The 19,548-nt window shown below is 45.3% G+C and carries 14 protein-coding genes; 8 read left to right on the top strand and 6 right to left on the bottom strand.

Going from position 1 to position 19,548, the window contains the following annotated elements; translation table 11 throughout:
* Positions 1-30 precede the first annotated feature (30 nt).
* Together HLM86_RS02145 and HLM86_RS02140 are read right to left on the bottom strand one after the other, a co-directional pair.
* Positions 31-1,374: an anthrax toxin-like adenylyl cyclase domain-containing protein gene (locus HLM86_RS02145; protein ID WP_170882071.1), complete on the bottom strand. Its 1,344-nt coding sequence runs from the start codon at positions 1,372-1,374 to the stop codon at positions 31-33.
* Between the two features lie 341 nt (positions 1,375-1,715).
* Positions 1,716-3,182, bottom strand: a complete 1,467-nt coding sequence (locus HLM86_RS02140) for an alkaline phosphatase family protein (RefSeq protein ID WP_170882072.1) — start codon at positions 3,180-3,182, stop codon at positions 1,716-1,718.
* A 428-nt stretch (positions 3,183-3,610) separates the two neighbouring features.
* On the opposite strand from HLM86_RS02140, the gene HLM86_RS02135 reads away from it, so the two are divergent.
* Positions 3,611-5,620: a PhoX family protein gene (locus tag HLM86_RS02135; protein ID WP_170882073.1), complete on the top strand. Its 2,010-nt coding sequence runs from the start codon at positions 3,611-3,613 to the stop codon at positions 5,618-5,620.
* Positions 5,621-5,840: 220 nt separating this feature from the next.
* Here HLM86_RS02135 and HLM86_RS02130 read toward each other — a convergent pair whose 3' ends face one another.
* The 4 genes from HLM86_RS02130 to HLM86_RS02115 all read right to left on the bottom strand — a co-directional run bounded on the left by HLM86_RS02130 (position 5,841) and on the right by HLM86_RS02115 (position 12,935).
* Entirely contained in the window at positions 5,841-6,164 is a 324-nt protein-coding gene (locus tag HLM86_RS02130; protein WP_076585111.1) for a Fis family transcriptional regulator, read from the bottom strand.
* Positions 6,165-6,502: 338 nt separating this feature from the next.
* Complete coding sequence (locus HLM86_RS02125; RefSeq protein ID WP_170882074.1) at positions 6,503-10,123, bottom strand: DEAD/DEAH box helicase family protein; 3,621 nt, start codon at positions 10,121-10,123, stop codon at positions 6,503-6,505.
* Between the two features lie 29 nt (positions 10,124-10,152).
* Complete coding sequence (locus HLM86_RS02120; RefSeq protein WP_170882075.1) at positions 10,153-11,328, bottom strand: restriction endonuclease subunit S; 1,176 nt, start codon at positions 11,326-11,328, stop codon at positions 10,153-10,155.
* Entirely contained in the window at positions 11,325-12,935 is a 1,611-nt protein-coding gene (locus HLM86_RS02115; RefSeq protein WP_170882076.1) for a type I restriction-modification system subunit M, read from the bottom strand. Before HLM86_RS02115 ends, HLM86_RS02120 begins: the two co-directional genes overlap by 4 nt.
* 603 nt (positions 12,936-13,538) lie before the next feature.
* On the opposite strand from HLM86_RS02115, the gene HLM86_RS02110 reads away from it, so the two are divergent.
* The 7 genes from HLM86_RS02110 (at position 13,539) to HLM86_RS02080 (ending at position 19,392) form a co-directional block, all read left to right on the top strand.
* Positions 13,539-15,827 carry a PAAR-like domain-containing protein gene (locus tag HLM86_RS02110; protein ID WP_170882077.1) on the top strand — a complete coding sequence of 763 codons (2,289 nt, stop codon included), beginning with the start codon at positions 13,539-13,541 and terminating at the stop codon, positions 15,825-15,827.
* Positions 15,824-16,375 carry a hypothetical protein gene (locus tag HLM86_RS02105; RefSeq protein WP_170882078.1) on the top strand — a complete coding sequence of 184 codons (552 nt, stop codon included), beginning with the start codon at positions 15,824-15,826 and terminating at the stop codon, positions 16,373-16,375. Before HLM86_RS02110 ends, HLM86_RS02105 begins: the two co-directional genes overlap by 4 nt.
* Before the next feature lie 12 nt (positions 16,376-16,387).
* Positions 16,388-16,801, top strand: coding sequence for a hypothetical protein (locus tag HLM86_RS02100; RefSeq protein WP_076585124.1), 414 nt, complete (start codon positions 16,388-16,390; stop codon positions 16,799-16,801).
* 160 nt (positions 16,802-16,961) lie between these two features.
* A complete protein-coding gene (locus HLM86_RS02095) occupies positions 16,962-17,513 on the top strand; it encodes a hypothetical protein (RefSeq protein ID WP_170882079.1) in 552 nt (183 codons plus the stop codon).
* Between the two features lie 221 nt (positions 17,514-17,734).
* Complete coding sequence (locus HLM86_RS02090; protein ID WP_170882080.1) at positions 17,735-18,019, top strand: hypothetical protein; 285 nt, start codon at positions 17,735-17,737, stop codon at positions 18,017-18,019.
* 233 nt (positions 18,020-18,252) lie between these two features.
* Positions 18,253-18,843, top strand: coding sequence for a hypothetical protein (locus HLM86_RS02085; RefSeq protein ID WP_170882081.1), 591 nt, complete (start codon positions 18,253-18,255; stop codon positions 18,841-18,843).
* A 12-nt stretch (positions 18,844-18,855) separates the two neighbouring features.
* Positions 18,856-19,392, top strand: coding sequence for a hypothetical protein (locus HLM86_RS02080; protein ID WP_170882082.1), 537 nt, complete (start codon positions 18,856-18,858; stop codon positions 19,390-19,392).
* The last annotated feature ends 156 nt before the right edge of the window (positions 19,393-19,548 follow it).

The following is a 19,548-nucleotide window of genomic DNA, read 5'->3' as shown; positions in this document are numbered from 1 at the left end:
TCATACCTATCCGCATTCACTGATGGTTTTTTAATCGCCCTGAAACGTCTTTATGGCTTGAGTAAACGCTTGGCTTCTAACGGATGCAACATTAGGCTCCCATTTTGGGTTGATAGGAACCGAGAAACCCTTATCTTTAGCTTGTTGGATAAAATCAGCGAGTCCCTCGGCATTCTCTATCACATGAATGCGCTCATATCCGCCAAATTCTTCAGGCATAAAGATCGTAATAGGATAGTTGGCACTAGGGTCGGTTGCTGGGCTGCCAGAGTCCGCATTATGGTGGACAACGGGAAAGCCCTCACCCACAAGTTGCTGATTGATCACATCAATCATTTTCGCAATCCTTGGGGTAGCATTTCCGATATCTTGACCCTGACTGCCTTTGGTTTGCTCCTCTTTCTGAAAAAACGCCTGAGGCGTAAACGCTTTTCCGGTCGTACGTGCAAAATTCTTTTTGTAGGTCTCTGACACCGAATCAAAATGGATCCGTTTGACTGGGAGATTGTCGTCTTTTTCCAGATCGAGCTGCTCTGTTTTAGGCGCAATAAACATCAGGTCGTAGTCAGCCGTGAGTGGCTTTCCACTGGCAGGATCTGCCAATACTTTGAGTGGTTCCCCATTTATACTAATGTCATAACGGCCATTTTGATTTTTCGTTGCGACATAATTTAAACCTTGGGATGCCAGCTCAAAACGTTCAGATACAGAGGAGAAAGAGACAACATTTTCTTGTTTCAAAAAGTCTAAGCGTGCCTGAGAAATCGACAGAGCGACCGCTTTGGCCGCCCCATTGTTTAGGCATTCGGTGACACTTTTATTGTATTTGTTCACCTTTGCGTAAAACGCTTGTGGATCACCCGTATTGGCTTTAGGTTTACTTTTGTGCAGCTTACTCAATGCCTGATTCACACAAATAAACCCTGCCTGAGGGCCGTGATTGGCCGATTTCCCTTTGATTAAAAAACCTTTGGTTGGATGACCGCTTTCAATCAAGCCCGTCGACATACGGTCAACATGCCTGAACGCGATAATCTGCTGCGTGTCTGCAGCCACTTTCTGCAAAGGCAATAAGTGCGCGGGTACAATACCGCTTCGACCACTCACCGCTTGAAGTCGCGGCGATGAAGAGCTCTTGACAGCATGTGCAGCTGCCCCCTCTCTCGCTGGTGCGCGAGGAGGTAAAGGCTCACGCTTTTTTGTGCGGTTGTCTTTGTTTCCAATAGGCTTCTTTGGGATAGAGATCGCCGGTTTTGAGGTATGTTTGACGCGTTTGACCTCCAAACTGACTGGGTCACCACTCGCAGAGGGTTGATTGTTGCTCGCAGAAGCCACGCGAGTATCAGACAAAGATAGATGAGTTTTGATGAGCATTTCCTTTCGTCAATCCATGCAACAACCCTGTCACACGTTTTGTATCGGATACAGTCTGCATCGGCGTCCATCGCGTGAAAAATCTGCATTGGGCAGAGGAATCTCAGACCGTGAATGTACCAGTAGATGGGGAACAAATTAAGAAAAGCCCCACATGATTACAACGGAAAAAAAGTGAAAAAAAATGCTCAATCAAAAGGCCATGTGCTTATCCAGCCATCGACATTCAGGTCAATCCAAGCCGATGCCGTTTTCTTTCCAAAAATCCAATCACTTATCACACCTGCCTGTATTAAAGAATCAAACAACCACGCTCGTAGGCGCGGTTTTGACTGGATTGCTTACATGGTCAATCTTAGGGCTTCATCGATCACATGATAGATGTAGTTTTGCTCCACCACGCCCTGAAAAAGCCATGCCTGCGGGCCACGAGCAAAAATGACAACATCTTCTCCAGAGTGCGTTTCGGAGTCCAGCTTAACCAGTGACTGTTGTAAATAATCCAACTTCAGTGCTTGCTGCTGCGACACATCACTGCGGCCCCCTTCAACCGCACCAGGGCCGTTACCATAAGACAGCGTCGTGTAGTTTTTTCCAAATTCATCTTTATTAGGCTGACCTTTTGACGTTGATAAACCAAGAATCGGGTTACCGCGATCGGCGTAGCCATTTAACACCAAAGTATGCGCATGATCGGCGGTAACGATGATCAGTGTCTCGTTAGGATCGGTTTTTTCTAAAGCGACCTTGATAGCGCGGTCATATTCAATGGTATCTTCAAGCGCTCGAGCGGCATTGCCATCATGATGAGCGTGGTCAATACGACCAGATTCCACCATCAGTAGATAACCCTGATCATAATGACTCAGGATATCAATGGCCTTAGAGGTCATATCAGCCAGCGACGGCTCTGCATTGTCTTTGGCTCGATCCGCTTCATACTGCATATGGCTGCTTTCAAATAAACCCAACGCTCGCTGGCTATCAGCATTCAGCTTATCGAACCCAGCACGATCATAAACGTAGACGCCTTGTGGGTAGCGCTTTTGCCACTCTTGAATCAGGTTACGCCCATCTTTACGTTTGCCTTTATCGCCTTCTTGGTCCGTCATCGTCTTGGGAATAAATTCACGGCGACCACCACCAAACGCGACTTGGAAGCCCTTTCCATAATCGAACTCAACAAACTGGGAAGCGATGTCTTTACACCCTGTATTTTTGGCAATATTAGGCAGCTTACTGTCATTCTCCCAGCGACGATCAGCACTGTGCGCATAGGCGGTTGCCGGAGTGGCGTGAGTCAGGCGTGCTGTAGACACCACCCCGAGAGACAAACCTTTTTCACCCGCGATTTCAAAAGCGCTTTTCACCTCATTACCCTGTTGAGTGTTGCAAAAGCCCCGCTTCACTTGATCATTGACGTTGATGACACCCGCAATGGTTTTTACCCCTGAGACCATGGCGGTCGCCGTTCCGGCTGAATCGGGTGTTTGCATATCCGTATTGTACGTTTTCGATAACGCGGTGTGAGGCAAGCTTTCCATAGCCAATACAAATTCTTCCCCTTTCAGACCTTGCTGCTGACCGGCGTAAATCCGCGCTGCCGTCATCGTCCCAATGCTCATGCCATCACCGACAAACAAGATCACATTTTTGGCTGGGCCATAAATGGGCTTACGTTGTTTGGCTTCGGCAATCGCGATTTTTGCTGCCTTGTACCAAGAATCGGCGTGCTGAGGTACATTCGCCTGCGCGCTACCCACTGCAAGAGTACCCGCGACCCCTATCAAAAATTGAAACCCTTTCATGAAAAACCTCCGACACTCTATGATGATCAAACCAACACATTCTATTGCTTGAACAGGGCATGCAGGTATCCATCAAAAGAAGGGACAACACTCCATAAATTGAATTATTGCTGATGCCTACGTTTATTAACCTTTCCCTGTTCTGATAGATTAACGCTCTCAACTTTACCACCTCTAATATTGATATATATCGCTGCACTTAGCATCTTAGGCATTATTATAAAATCCAATATAAATAACAGAAAAATCATTTATATTATCACCAATAATAACAATAACGACGCGCCTAACTTTCCGAAAAATTAAATATAAACTTCATATTGTTCGACTATTATTGGCACGTTATTCAGCGCACCCCTCAGCCATGAATAAATATTGATATCACAAAAGAAATCATCGAATTCACTATACCATTAGGAAAGCACCCCATGAGTAAGGACACTTTTGATGCTAAGCGTTACAACCCCAGCCTTAATAAACCATTTGAACAAGTTCTGGAATCAAGTTTATCCAGACGCACCGTCTTAAAAGGCGGCCTTGGCCTCAGTGCCATGGCAACATTCAGTGCCTTTGGCCTATCGGGATGCCAATTGCCGGATGACGTATCAAAAGCGGAGCTCAACTTCGACGCCATCGCCGGCTCGTTGACCGACGCGGTCAGCGTACCACAAGGTTATGTGGCTCAAGTGCTGGTGCCTTGGGGCACCCCCCTCAACGCGCAAGGCCAACCATGGAAAGATGACGGCACCAATACCAGTGACGATCAAATCAATGCACTGGGTATGCATCATGACGGAATGCACTTCTTCCCATTAAACGACGATTCAAGCGATGGTCTGTTGTGCATTAACCATGAGTACATCGACCTCGACGCGCTGCACCCAAATGGACCAACGCTGGTCAATGGCGTTCGCACGATCGTCGATGAGGTAAGAAAGGAAATCAACGCTCACGGGGTCAGTGTGGTTCGAGTTCGGTTAGACGGACACCTCTGGACACTGGTCGAAGCGGACCCGCTCAATCGCCGATATACCGCAGCGTCCATTATGGACCTATCTGGCCCAGTCGGGGGCGCCGATCTCGCCATGACACGATTTTCACCGGATGGAAGCCAAGCGCGCGGCACCTTGAATAACTGTGGCAATGGTTTCACGCCTTGGGGCACCTATCTGACTTGTGAAGAGAACTGGCCGGGGTATTTTGTTAATCGCGGCGCTCGTACCCAAGAGCAAGACCGAATCGGGGTCGACGACGAAAAAACGCGCTACCGGTGGGATACGTTGGCAGGCAACGCTGAGGAAAATGGTGATGAATTTTCACGTTTTGACGTTACGCCAAGTGGCCTCTCCTCGATGGACGATTATCGTAACGAAGCCAATGGCCACGGCTACATTGTTGAGATTGACCCATACACAGCCAACGCCCGTCCCAAGAAACGCACAGCGTTAGGCCGTTTCCGTCATGAAGGCTGCACCGTCGGGAAATTGAAACATGGTAAGCCCGTCGTGTTTTATTCTGGGCATGACTCGCGCTTCGAATATTTGTACAAATTTGAATCTCTGGCGACTTGGGATAAAGAAGACGCCAACCCCACAGACCGTTTGTCTACGGGGGACAAATACATGGATGAAGGCACGCTTTACGTTGCTCGATTCAACGAAGACAACACAGGTCAGTGGATTCCGTTAACCCTAGACAGTATCACACTCACCGGTGGCACGCTGGCTGACCACTTCTCTAACTTAGCCGAGATAATCATTAACACCGCGGGTGCGGCCGACCTTGTCGGAGCCACCCCAATGGATCGCCCAGAATGGTGCAGTGTTGACCCATTTACTGGCTCGGCCTACCTCACCTTAACCAATAATACTAAACGCAAAGACAACACCAATGCCGCCAATCCGCGCCTCAATAACAAGTTTGGTCATATTATTCGCTGGGATGAAGGCGCATCCGCGACCGAGTTCCATTGGGATATTTTTGTGTTTGGTGCCCCTGCAAACGGCGATTCAGACACCAACCGCTCAGCTCTCACTGAGTTCAATCAATTTGCCAGCCCCGATGGCTTGGCCTTCGACAAACGCGGCATCATGTGGATTCAGACCGACAATGGTGCCGACGAAATAGAAGCGTATACCAACGACCAGATGCTGGCGGTCGTGCCATCTAGGTTAAAGGATAAACACGGCCAATCAGCCTCGATTGGGGCCGACAACCAAGCAGAATTGAAACGATTTTTTGTTGGCCCAAATGGATGTGAAGTCACCGGATTTACCATCACGCCAGACTATAAATCCCTGTTTGTTAACATTCAACACCCTGACAATTGGCCCTACAATAACGACGCCACAGACGAAACCCCCACGGGTGTTGTCTTGCGTCCTCGCTCATCAACGGTGGTGATTCGCCGCGAAGATGGCGGGGAAATCGGCGTTTAATCCGCAGCGTGATGCCAGATCTTATTGTTTGCTGTCAACGGGTACGGTTGTGACCGCCTAAATCCTTGAAAAAAAGGGAGTTTGTCAACTTTAGCGCAGGTCTCCCCCCTAGACTTAAGAGAGCAAGCATGAGTCCCTGACTCAAAGGGCAAACATTAGCCTTAAGGCTTTATATCAAAACTCGCCATATAAAGCCTTAGATTCCCACTGCAAATTCAATTCACTTTCTTTGGTGACCACTCTCGCTATTTTTCTGTATATCGTAACTGATTTGCTTGTCTACGTTCTTTAGTTGGACCCCAACCTTATTAAACGCCTTTTGGATAGTTGTTGAAACATGAAGCTGGCCTTCCCCCATTAAAAAATTTGTTCTATCTTGATTCGTTTCGAATACGCACACGATGTTTAAGCTCTGTGGAAAAGCAGAGAATTTGACCGTATGAGTCACCCAAAGAAAACCATCGTAGCCTTTTAACGTCTCTTCACAAACGTTGGTTAACACGTCTCTAATTTGATTTTCGATCTTCTTATCTGATTTACGCATAAAGCAAACTTCCTATTTAAGACCTTTAAACGGTTTTTGGTCAACATTGTCTTAAACGATATTGGGCACTATGGCGCTTTCAAATGCAAAGTATTTATAGTGACGCTTTAAAATCTCACCGTGTGGGACCTGTCGTGTACGAGGGGCACCTTAGCACCTCCAATCGGGTGGCCTCACTATGCCACTATACTAACTTGATAAGGTCTGCATACCCGTCATGTAGGCGTATAAAACCCTCTGTTTTCTTCCATGCTAGCCCTAAAAAAGTTCATCGCAGCTTTCCGGGGAAGGCATTCAACGTTGGGCGCTAGGTGGTGATATTTTCTATCAATCAAATCCTAAGCACTCTGACTTTCTGCCACCACTGCATTTGCGTTTACTGTGCGAATCACTCCAAATAGCTCCACAACGGTTCCTTCATCAAAGAAGCCATAAGCACTTTCGCCGTGGTTATCTGTAAACGGTGGCTCGAAGAGCTGCGACATATCGAGAATGCCGTTGTTAACTAAGTAATCGATCACTTGATCGACGAATTGAATCTGTTCAGCGTTGTATGACTCTTCATCAAGGAAGCTGCTGAATGCTTCTTTGGCTGCATTCATGTCTAAGCCGACAAGCTCACGGATAAACGTACCTAAAGGCTTCTCTTGTAAGATTTTTTCGCGATACGTGTCTACATCACTCACACCACTAGCTTCCAGTAACAAACCTTCTAAAACATCTAAGTCCGCTTGGGTAATGGCTTTATTACGCTTTAGCTTTTGGATGGTTAATTGGTCTTGGTGATCTTGAATATAGAGCTCAATCTTTTTTCGATACTGGGATAGATCGACACTAGGACTATTGTACTTCCCTGTCACATCAATTGGCTCATAACTCTCATCTTCAAAGTTGGTATAAACTTTCTCTTTCTGCTCTTTATCCAATGCAAACATAAGATTTCGCAACTTACGTCGTAACTCTTCAAGCGTCACTAAATGGATATCTTGCCAAAACTCTTGAGTCTGGATGTCCTGAATCAGTTGCAGCTGCGCTTGTACTGCTGGGATGGTTGATTTGGCTTCTAACTGTTCTGCAAACTCTATAACTCGCCCACGGCTTGTTTCCGACAACATACCTTTCTCTAACAGGTCTAGCTGCATGGTCAGCACAAGGCTGTCAAAGCGGTGTGATAGATGGTTAAGCTGCTCAGCAGAGTTAAAAGCCTCAGCTTCCGTTGGTAGTTCTGAGATCTGACTCTCTAGCTCAGTAAACTTAGCGTCATCAATGTTATCCCAATGCTCACGCTCTAAAAATGGCTCTATCGCTCGACGCTTCGGTCTGACAATAAAGTTATCGAGATTCATCCCACTGACAATGTGGTGCAACATATCCAGTTGGTAACGATTTAGTTCAGAATAGCGCTCGCAGTCTTCTGGGTGTTGCTCTCGGAACGCTTCATTATTCAACCTGCTGTTAAGCAATGTACTAAGCAGAACGCGCTTCTCGAATACCTGTTGAGTCACGGGTTTTACTACACCGACAACTATGCCTTCAGGGTTCGCATCGAAATACTCAAAGTTTTGGCAATAGTCGAAAACCTTAAATGTTTTCTTATCATCATTCGGACCAAAGAGGTCTTTACACAAACGTGTGCCACGGCCAATCATCTGGGTGAATTTCACTTTAGAACGGATGACTTTGAAGAACACAAGGTTCACGACTTCCGGTACATCAATACCGGTATCGAGCATATCTACGGAGATGGCAATACGACATGTAGGGTTCTTAGGGTCGAATTCGTCAATCTTGTTTTCGTCGCCGCTGAACTCATCGATCAGGCTTTGTGCATAAGTCTCTTTGAAGGTGATCACGCGTGCGAGCTTGCCTGCCCATTTCGGATAGTTCTTGTTGAACATCTTCTCAAGGAAAACGGCATGGTCATTGTTGGCTGCAAAGATGATGGTTTTACCGATGACATCACCGCCTTCTACGTGGATACCACCGCGATCATCTTTACTCATTAACTGAGCAAACATTTTTTCTGCGGTATCTTCGTTAAACAGAAACTTATTCACTTCGGATGGCAACACTTCATCTCGGTCTTCGAGTTCAGCTTTATTTTCCCACTCTTCTTGCTCTTCAGGTGATAGGTCTTTGTACTTAACGCCTTCACGTAAAAACTTGGTTGCCACAGAAATCTTAGTGGGTGGTACAAGGTAACCTTGGTCATACGCTTTGTCGTCTTCATAAGCGTAGGTTGGCATCCCTTTTTGTAGTTCGAAAATGCCATAAGTATCTTTTTCGACTTCATCTTTTGGTGTGGCGGTTAACCCCACTAAGAAGCCATCAAAATACTCAAAAATTTGGCGGTATTTCGAGTAGACCGAACGGTGCGCTTCATCGACAACAATCAAATCGAAATGACCAACACCAAATGGTCGCTCATCGGCACCACGATCCAAGAGATTCTTCATGGTCGGGTATGTCGAGAAGTACAAACGACTGTCGATACTGTTTTTACTCTGACCAGAATCCAAAATAGTACAACTTACGCGAGGCAGTAGCTTAACGAAGTGCTTCTTAGCTTGGGTAAGCAGCGCATTACGGTCGGCAAGGAACAGAACGTTCTTAACCCAATCGTTTTTTACCAACAAATCAACAAGGCTAATGACAGTACGAGTTTTCCCCGTACCCGTTGCCATAACGAATAGCCCTTTGCGCTCATGTTCTAGCTCAAAGTCTTGCAGTAGTTTGGTGATGGCTGATTTTTGATAGTGGCGGTTGGTGATTTCGTTATTAATCACCAAATTATTGTTTGGCTGGCCATTGTCAAAGAAAGGTTTGCGATCGGTACGACGCTTCACCATAAGCTCAAGTTCGGCTTTGGTGTAAAAACCTTGAACTTGACGCGGCGGGTAGAAATGATCATCCCACAGATGGGTATCATAGCCGTTGCTATAGAAAATAACAGGACGCACACCACACTGCTTTTCTAAGCAGTCAGCGTAAAGCTTCGCTTGTTGTTGCCCGTCTTCCGCTCGGCGATGAGTGCGTTTTGCCTCAACCACCGCTAACGCTGTACCGTCGTCACCCCATAGCACGTAGTCAACAAAACCATTACCTTTAGGGTTTGCCTGAGAAATTGGCATACCTGACACAGGGTATTCACGATCTCGCTTATGTTCGAGCTTCCAGCCAGCCTCGTGAAGAAGTACGTCAATAAGATAAGTGCGAGTTTCTGCCTCGTTATAGTTGTGCGTATCGGTGACTTTTTCCGCACTTTGCTTGGCTTGCTCGATCTGTTCAAGTAAGGCTTGGTTTGCTGCTTTTAGCGTTTCGTTCTCTTTAAGCTGCTGTAAGTAGGCCTCTCGCTCGACTTTATCGTCTTGCTCTCGCTGCTTCTCTAACTCTTGAACCCGTTTAATGCTGCTCAGTGCCTTGGTCGCCACGGTGGCATCAATAACCACTTGCTGAGGGATTAAGGTTTCATCAAATGGCTGAACTAAAAACTGACTACGATTCAACTCTCTGTTTGCAAAGGCGGGTGTATAGGTGCGAATAAACCAATACAGCACATGGTGCAGCTCTTTTACCGCTTGTAGGGCATCACGCTGTGGCAGTGTGGTTTTACTGTGTACCGCTTCGTTACCCACTTGGATCACCAGCTTAAGCTTGGGAAACAAGTGAGTTTCTAAATTTTGCTTAAAGTCCTTATCATGAATAAGCGACATTAGGGTGGCGTCATGTCGAGGGCGAGTAAGCCAACTATCAATGTCAAATACGGTCTCAACCATCAATTCCAATGCATTGCGGGCATAGAAACCTGCAATACGAGGATCAGTTTTGATGTTGCGTTCCGCATTTTTGGCACGAGTTTGAATCTCAGCACAACGCGTGGTGTAGACATCGTTGCCACCGTTAAGGGCAACATCCATAAAGCCGAAGTTGCTCGTTGAACCGTTAACCGTATCTGACATTGAATTTCCTTTTTACATCATTATTCTTTTTATAGGTTTAATTCGCCTTTAAAGGCTTTTTGCATAAGGGCGTTAAATAATCCATCCAGCTCTTTAATATGCTCTTTTTGTTCTTGTCGCTGCTTACACAATACATCCAAAGCAAGGGCGTAATTTTTTTGCACTGCTGCTGTAGGAGTTGGAACTTGAATTGAATGCAAAATCTTTTTATTCAAGTTCGGCATTGTCGCTCCTAGGGACTGCTCTTCGAGCCAAGTTTTCATCGAGCTACAAGACATAACAGAATTTAAGAATGCGGGCTGAACTAACTGAGAAGTGATACGAATATACAAACTACCAGTACCACAAAACCAACCTTGGGAACGTTCATCAATCAATGCCGTTCTCCCCATCTCACCGCGACGCCCCATAATAATGTCACCAGTCTGAAGGTGATAGTTGGGTAAGGTTTCAAACTTTTCTGGTGTTAATGTCAAATTCATATCAGGTACGATCTGACCTTTAACAATATGAGTAGGATTGATTAGTGGAATTCCGTCCGCAATATAATCTTCTTTATGAAGTTGCGAGCCAAATGGACCTATTTGAACTTTAGCAATAGTATCAAGAGATTCAGTTTCCCACCCCTTAGGATTCGTCACCGGATCACCAAACATGTCAATAAACACTGACTGAGCGAGGCTGTTTAGCTCTTGCTCCATTTGCTGGCAGTCTTTACGCAATTGATCGGCTTTTTCTAGCAACGCGGCAATTTGCTTTTGGGTTTCTAGTGGTGGAAGTGGGATTTCATGATCCCAAAATAATTTCATAGATACCCGTGGCATCTTCGCACCAGCGGTTTGCTCTGACACCCAACTTACGAACTGGGGTGAGCGAAGGTAATACGTCAGATATTTTTGGTTCAAAACACCTGCCTTTGGTAACAAAGGAACTAACTCAGACGTACATAGACCTAATGAGTCTGGCAAAACAACTTTATTCAAATAAGGACGAAGCTTTGAATAAAGAACATACCTTTCATCAAACCAATGCGTTGACGTTCCAGCATCACATATCTGTTTTACTTCACGCTCTAAGATACTCCCTGAATTGGCTTCCACTTGATCTAATGTGAGTTGCCAAACGCTTTCATCCTTTGCAAGGGTGATATTTTTGAGAGGTTTTGACGGAGCAACATCACCTAGTTTTCTAGCTGGCCAACTCATTTCAGTAACCCTTCCAACTCAGCCACACCTTTCGCCATCTTATCCTGCAACGTTTTTATGCGCTTCAAGATGTCTTGTGGTGCATCGTATTTCACCTCTTCGTACACCACTTCTTTATAGCGGTTAATGCTCAAGTCAAAGTCGTTATTGGTGATGTCAGACGCCGAAACCATAAAGCTCTGCTCGGTCTTTTTACGCGAATATTCCGGGCTGTCGCGGTTTGGTGTGTTGTCTTCGTTAGTTAGGGTTTTAAAGCGTGCAATAATATCGGCAATATTGCTTTGTTCGTGAGTTGGCTGTTCGCCATCCTTAAACAGCTGGGTACGCTTATCATCCAGTGAATAGCCATCAGCCTGCATGTCGTAGAACCAGACGTTATCTGTCCCGCCACTGTTGGTTTTGGTGAAGATAAGAATGGCAGTACTTACCCCTGCGTAGGGCTTGAAGACACCTGAAGGCAGTGAAATGACCGCCTCTAACTTCTGCTTAGATACAATTTGCTCACGAATTGCTTTATGCGCTTTAGTCGAACCAAATAACACACCATCAGGGATGATCACTGCGGCGCGACCACCAACTTTCAGCATACGAAGGATTAAGGCTAAAAACAGCAGCTCTGATTTTTCGGTCGGCTTTTTCTTTTTGACCTCAACCTGAATCTCGTTGCCATCTTCGTCAATTTCGGTTTTGAATTTAGGTGCCGTTTTCTTAACAACTGGATTCTTACCTAATGCACGCAGTAAGTCTGGTGCAACAATATCGAAATCAACTGAGCCTTTAAACGGTGGGTTGGCAAGGATAAGGTTATAGGCATCGATGATGTTCTCGTCACCTTGGTCTTGCAAGCTATCACGGTAGTGCACACTTGGGTTTTCAATCCCGTGTAGTAGCATGTTCATCGCACCAATACGCAGCATGTGTTTATCAAAATCAAAGCCAGTAAACATTTTATTATTGAAGTGTTTACGCTGTTCAGGCTTGTTCACATCGGCAGCGTGATGCTCTTCAACGTACTCTACTGCCGCCATTAAGAAACCACAGGTCCCTGATGATGGGTCACAAATGGTGTCACCCACTTTTGGTTGCATCAGCTCAACCATCATTTGGATGATGTTACGCGGGGTACGGAACTGACCGTTCACGCCCGACTGTTGCAATTTGCTTAACAAGTACTCGTACAGATCGCCTTTGGTGTCTTTGTCGTCCATGTTAATGGCGCTGAGCAATTGCACGACCTGATCCAACAACTTTGAAGATGGGATCATAAAAATCGCATCTTTCATGTGCTCAGCAAAGCTGCCTTGATTTTGCAGCGCTTTGATTTTAGGGAACACGCGATCACGAACGATGTCCATCATGACGTCTGGATCTTTGTCTTTGAAACTACTCCAACGAAGGGCGTGCTCATCAGGCGTAAAGGTTGGGTTATTCAGTGGTAGGCCTGTCGCTTGGCTGCGACGCTCAGCGGTCTTTTGCAGTTCATCTAAACGACGAATAAACAGTAGATATGAGATCTGCTCAATCACTGAGATGGGGTTAGCGACACCGCCTGTCCAAAACATTGCCCAAACTTGGTCGATCTGATTACGAATTTTGCCTGTTAGCATGGTGACTCTCTTTGGTCAATTGTTACTCTCTTAACAACAAGAAAACAACTTAATGATGCATCGATTTATCGCGCGATTTTACCATACAAACTCAGTTTTACGTTAATGTGCATCACATAGAGTCAATCATAAATAAAGTGCTATTTTTTATTCAGTTAGCTAGTATCTAGCGCATAGATTTTTGATGGGAAGTGAATGATGATGACGAGAGGAAAGCTAACTCGCTTCTGTCCCCAAATGCTGCAGAAGGCATAGAACTGGCAATAAAATTAACTAATGTGTAAAACATGCACATTGCCAAGCAATAAACCATCGAGTATTCCTATGCAGTTGAACGGTTGCAACCTTTGCAATAGCTCCCCTCCTAAACCAATTATGCAACAGCGAGTTGCACAAATTAGCCTGAATCGAACAACTCCCTACATTTTACTAGGAGATAAGCAACAACAGAGTGTCACTAAACTTTGAGACATGCGTCCAAGAACTATTAATTTAGTGAATTTGAAGTGCAACTACTTCATTATCACTAGGTTTTCAGTTAGATTGATGCGCACCTTATTTAGTATCATTGTTTATCTTTATTTCAATGACTCAAGGCGCATCATGGGTGTAACAGTTTGTGCAAATGGACTCAGCGTAGTTCATAAGGGATCCGGCGGTGAAGCTAATGCCACCTTGCCCGACGTTTGTTTGACCACAGTCGGAAATGCGGTTGTACCTATCCCCTATGGTAACAATGCCAAATCCGCTGATCTGGTCGATGGAACGACCACCGTATTTATGGATGGCGGCAACAGTATCGCGATTAAGGGCAGTAAATTTGCAGTCAGTACCGGAGATGCGGGTGGTGATAAAAAAGGGATTGCCTCAGGCACCATCGAAGCCGAAGCTCAATTCATCTCCGCCTCCCCCACGGTTTCAATAGAAGGGAAAGGGGTGTGTCGTTTGTCAGACCAAATGACCATGAATAAAGGCAACACCCTGTGCCTCGGTGGTGCCCAAAACCCTTCTGTGACCGTCACCGAAGAGGCTGAAGGGACGTATACGGTTGACTTAGCGCTAAGATATTCAGATGGGGATCCTGTTCAAGGTGCGCACTACACCGTTGTTGATGGCCGAAACACCAAGTTTGAAGGACATCTAGACACGAAAGGCAAAGCAAGTATCAGTGGCCTCGCACCTGGCGTGTTCTCCGTAGAATACGGTGAAGATACCAGAGGATTTTTCCCGAATGAACCCATATTGGCCAACCCAGACTTTAACCCTGCAGCGAGCACTGAAGACATTATCAATGCAGCCAAAAAAGGCCAACCCGGATTTTGGGAGTCCACAAAATCGGCCACATTGGGCGTCTTCGAATGGGTATGGGGAGTCATTCTAGGGGACTTCAACGAAGACCAAACCGTTACTCAGATCATCGCAAATGCCTGCATCACGATGATTCCGTTCATTGATCAAGCCGCCGACGTACGCGATATCGTCGCCAACATCATGAAGTTAAGCAGCAAAGAAGGAAGAGAAAAGCCTGAGAACTGGCGCAACTTGGTCCTGACTATTATTGGTTGTATTCCTGCACTTGGAAGTATCCTCAAAGGCGTTGGAAAAACCATCATCGAAGTCGGCAAGGACATCAAGTTGGATGATCTTCTGGCTTTCTTGCGTCAACTTGGTAAAGGAAACCCAGACAAGTTTTTACGCGAATTAAAGTTCACACAATATACCCAAGATTGTGCCAAAATCTTGTCTGATATCCTGACGCCTTCAATTAAAGCCTTTGAAGAAATGGCAGGGTATGCGAATCGGTTAGGCTATCTCGTGCTGGGAGATACCTTAAAAGCAGTCGGTGCTGAGTTAAAAGTCGTTGATAATGTCGCCCCCGATATGTTCAACCGTGCTCTAAAAGAGATCGACGATAACGTCGCAAGAATCACAGCCAAATCCGGCAAAGTGTACCCTGCTCGCTCGACCTATGATGCAAAATCTACCGCTCAGCACGGTAGTCGTCATGATGTCGCGAATCAGAAAAAAAAGAAGAAGAAGAACAGTTGTCCACTGTGTGATAGAAGGGTAAAAAAAGGCGCGAAGAAGAACGACCCGAAATTTTGTAAAGGCGCCAAAGCGCCCACCATCGGAAAATATGCAAAAGAAGGCAATAGCGCCTTTTTAGCCAAGAATTTGTTAAATGCGGGCTGGAAGGCTGGGATCACAGCTAAAAGACCAGCGGGCAAAGATTACAAAGAGCACCCATGGTGTGATGCTCGTAATCCCCGTTCTGGTAACCTGCAAGCTCACCATGTGATCACGTCTGAAACCGTGATGAACGAGCAGTGGAAGAAATACCGTAGCCATTTTAAGTACGATATTGATGAAACCAAAAATGGCGTGTTTTTGCCCTCGGCCACTGATGTGGCCTGCCAATTGGGGGTCGCGGTCCATAAAGGGCCACATGCCAAAGGAGTCGACTACACCAGCATGCTGGCCTTAATAGAAACAGGTCAGGACATTCCTGACACTCTAGACGAGCGATTACGCGTTTCAAACGCCACTTATATAGAAGCGATAAAAAAACAATTAGAACAAATACAGGATACTATCAAAGAGGGGACATTTTGTCATGATGACAAGCAGGATACAGAGTTCTTTAAGAGAATGCGTGACTTAAGTAAACGTGGGGTAAAACATATTAATAATTTCACTTGGACCATTACAGGGTTTGGTAAAGATTACCGCACAGGTGCAAGCATCGGCTGCGCCAATGCCAAAACCGAAGGTAAAGACAAGCCACGTACCCCATGTGTACACAGAAAAAATGGTTCGCCAGTCAATCACGAATTAGTCAATGCAGACGGCGAATTAATGACGAAACAAGGTAACTTGGAGATAGGAAAATGAGTGAGTATTATTTAATTGCCAGCGCTGGCCCCTGCGCGGTGGCCGAGGTCAGCGATTTTAATGAACATTATATTGGTTTTAAAGCGTGTGCTCGCCCGCCTATTGAACCGATTCGGATCTACGAAACCTTTAAGCCAGAAGGCGACTACGAGACTCCGGAATTTGTACACACCAAAGTTGACGCATTATCTAAGCGAGTGGTAATGGAAGCCGGGCTACAATATATCTACGGCATCCACTGGGTGCCGGCATTCATCAAAAACAGTAAAGGACACAGAGACTATTTATTCATCAACTATATGCAAAAGCTTAAATGCCTCGATCTTGATAAGTCAGAGTATTCCTATGTTGATTCATTCAGTAAAGTAGCGGGATTAGAAAAAATAGTCATTGATGAAAAGTTCCTTGCTGAAACGCCGCTCAATCAGCGACTGATCTTTAAGATGGAAGAGGCAGCTTACATTCTGTTCCACCGTACCATTGTCGAGCGTATCATGGCGACCAATCCAATCAATACCACGTTCAAACCCTGTGCACAGTGCATTTAATAAGGACATAGCATGACATTCATTCCTTTTGATAAAGCCACGATCGCCACCGTTTTACCTGAAAAACGCGCAACGTTTGTCTTCACGCAACCAGACGTGTACATGAATTTTGGTGAGATCAAAACCCTCTATATTTACGAAGATATCCTAGAAAGACTGGATGAAAAGTGGCTCGACCAACTCACACAGTGGTGGGCAGAGTTGGATTTTAACGTACCCAATACTGAGCATGACTTGGATAAAACGTGTGACGAGTATGCCTTCATTGATTTTGCCATCTTACCGGAACTGACGTCACTTGATGACCACGTCGCAAAGCAAACCCCCCTCGTTTGGGATAACAAAGAGCTGATGATCAACACCGATTTTTTGATTGGGTTGCAACAAGCCGGGGCCGTTGATATTTGGTTTGATAGATTGTACTAACCCCCTCGTGATTGGCTTCTGAGAAGCGGAATCTGCCCCAGCTTCGTCTATTCGAATCCAGTGGCATCAACAGCGTTAGACAAAAAAGCCCGCAAATCACTTTGCGGGCTTTCACCAAAGGCGAATTAATGACGAAAAAAGGCAACTTGGAGATAGGAAAATGAGTGAGTATTATTTAATTACCAGCGCGGGTCCCTGCGCGGTGGCTGAGGTCAGCGATCACAATAAACATTATATTAATTTTAAAGCGTGTGCTCGCCCACCCAGTGAACCGATTCGTATTTACGAAACCTTTAAGCCGGAAGGCGATTACGAGATTCCGGAATTTGTGCGTATAGGAGTCATAGCTTTGTCTAAGCGGGTCGTCATGGAAGCTGGGCTGCAATATATTTACGGCATCCACTGGGTGCCGGCGTTCATCAAAAACAGCAAAGGACACCGAGACTATTTGTTCATCAACTATATGCAAGAGCTTAAATGCCTCGATCTTGATAAGTCAGAGTACACCTGTGTCGATTCATTCGGCGGAGTAACAGGATTAGAAAAAATAGTCATTGATGAAAAGTTCCTTGCTGAAACGCCACTCAGTCAGCGGCTCATCTTTATGATGGAAGAGTCGGCTCGCATTCTTTTCCACCGTACCATTGTCGAGCGTATCATGGCGACCAATCCAATCAATACCACGTTCAAACCCTGTGCACAGTGCATTTAATAAGGACATAGCATGACATTCATCCCTTTTGATAAAGCCACGATCGCCACCGATTTTTTGATTGGGTTGCAACAAGCCGGGGCCGTTGATATTTGGTTTGATAGATTGTACTAACCCCCTCGTGATTGGCTTCTGAGAAGCGGAATCTGCCCCAGCTTCGTCTATTCGAATCCAGTGGCATCAACAGCGTTAGACAAAAAAGGCAACTTGGAGATAGGAAAATGAGTGAGTATTATTTAATTACCAGCGCGGGTCCCTGCGCAGTGGTCGAGGTCAGTGATTTTAATGAACATTATATTGGTTTTAAAGCGTGTGCCCGCCCGCCTATTGAACCGATTCGGATTGACGAAACCTTTAAGCCAGAAGGCGATTACGAGATTCCGGAATTTGTGCACACCAAAGTTGACGCGTTATCTAAGCGAGTCGTCATGGAAGCTGGGCTGCAATATATTTACGGCATCCACTGGGTGTCGGCGTTCATCAAAAACAGCAAAGAGTTGTGGTAAAACTACTAACTCTACACTAATGAGTCAAGCAATGAGATTCTCACATTTGTGAGTAATTTTATTTGGCCGTTATCGCAACAGGGTATGAACTTTAAGCCCGGCTCCAAGCCTTATTTGGGGTGTCAAAATTCTGGTAACGGAATGCCGTGTAAAGCTCCTCCAAAGCATGTCCTTTTGCAACTGATATCCAAGACACAAATCGTAAACTATGACCTTAAAATAGGGCAGTAAGCATGACTGATGTTAATAACGAATACGTAGTATTGCATTGCGGTACATATGAGGTGCCATCTCCTTCTTGTGTCTGTAGCAGAGACCATTATTTAACAGCTATGGCTCCTACCACATTTAAGGCACCTGTTAGAGCAGAATCACCCGCAGAGCCCGATGAGGGAGTTCCGCTTATTGACGCAATGGAACTTGATGGCTTACCAATGGTTTCTTCAGTGGTAAAGCAAGTATTAGAGTATCAAGACCTCTATCAGCTTCAGTTAGTACCTGCTATGTATACACATGCTGATAATACGGATCATTTATACTGGGTAATGATGCTTGATAATGAAATTAAGGCTTACGATTTTGACAACGGACAATTTATTAGCCGTGGGGATAATGACAAAGTATCCGCGATTAATATTCGCCTCGATGCCAATAAGTTGCTAACAATTCCACTTAATAAGCGTTTGATGTTTGAGATCTACGGTATGAGGGGAACTTATATTTTGCATAGAAGTGTCGCTGAAAAGCTGAGTGTTATAGGGGCTAAAGGGCTACACCTTGTTCCTCTCTTAGATTGGGACATGGGTTTTGGGTTTACGGTTTAAGGAATAATAGCAGTGCTTAACTATCAACTAGTTCATCGAGACAAAGAGTTTCAGAGAAACAATCGTTTGGTCCAAGCTAATAAAAAGCGAATGTTTTCGGTACAACCAGATCTTGTCATTGATTTTGCTCAAAGCCCACGTTTATTTTTTGCGAAGAAATACGCCGATATTCTGTCATCAATGGCTCCTGAAGGGATAGAGCGAATTAAAAACCCGTTTCGTCCATTGGAAGATCTTGACGCTCAAATTGATATCGGAACCGAGCAAGAGTTGGAAACGATTGATGATGTCGACTATGTCTTTTTCCATGTCTTTAATCGCTATGATGTACTGGACAAAGACGCAACACAATGGCACTGCGATACGCCTTCCATCGGCGCCGTGACTGTCCCTGTTTTGGACGACAACAAACTCAATGCCATCCCCCTACAACAACGCCTGTTGTTTAAGCTTGATCAAGACCCATCATTTCTGTTCGTACATGATAGTGTCGTAGACGCGATGTTGAACGCCAAAATGCAAGATATCTGGGTGCGTTGGGCTGATTAATTTGTAAGACATATATCGGCGATACAGGGCAGTTGTAAAGCCAAATCGAGCTCATATTGTGATGTAGTGGTTAACTGAAATTGGCTACTGCATTTTTTACATCCCAAAAGACACAAAATTGGAGTAAAAATCGTTAAATGTTAAAAACATACCTCT

The organism is Vibrio ostreicida (assembly GCF_013074385.2).
Taxonomy (GTDB): Bacteria; Pseudomonadota; Gammaproteobacteria; order Enterobacterales; family Vibrionaceae; genus Vibrio; species Vibrio ostreicida.
Note: the sequence above shows the minus strand (reverse complement) of the source record. Positions and strands in the feature narration are given on the sequence as shown.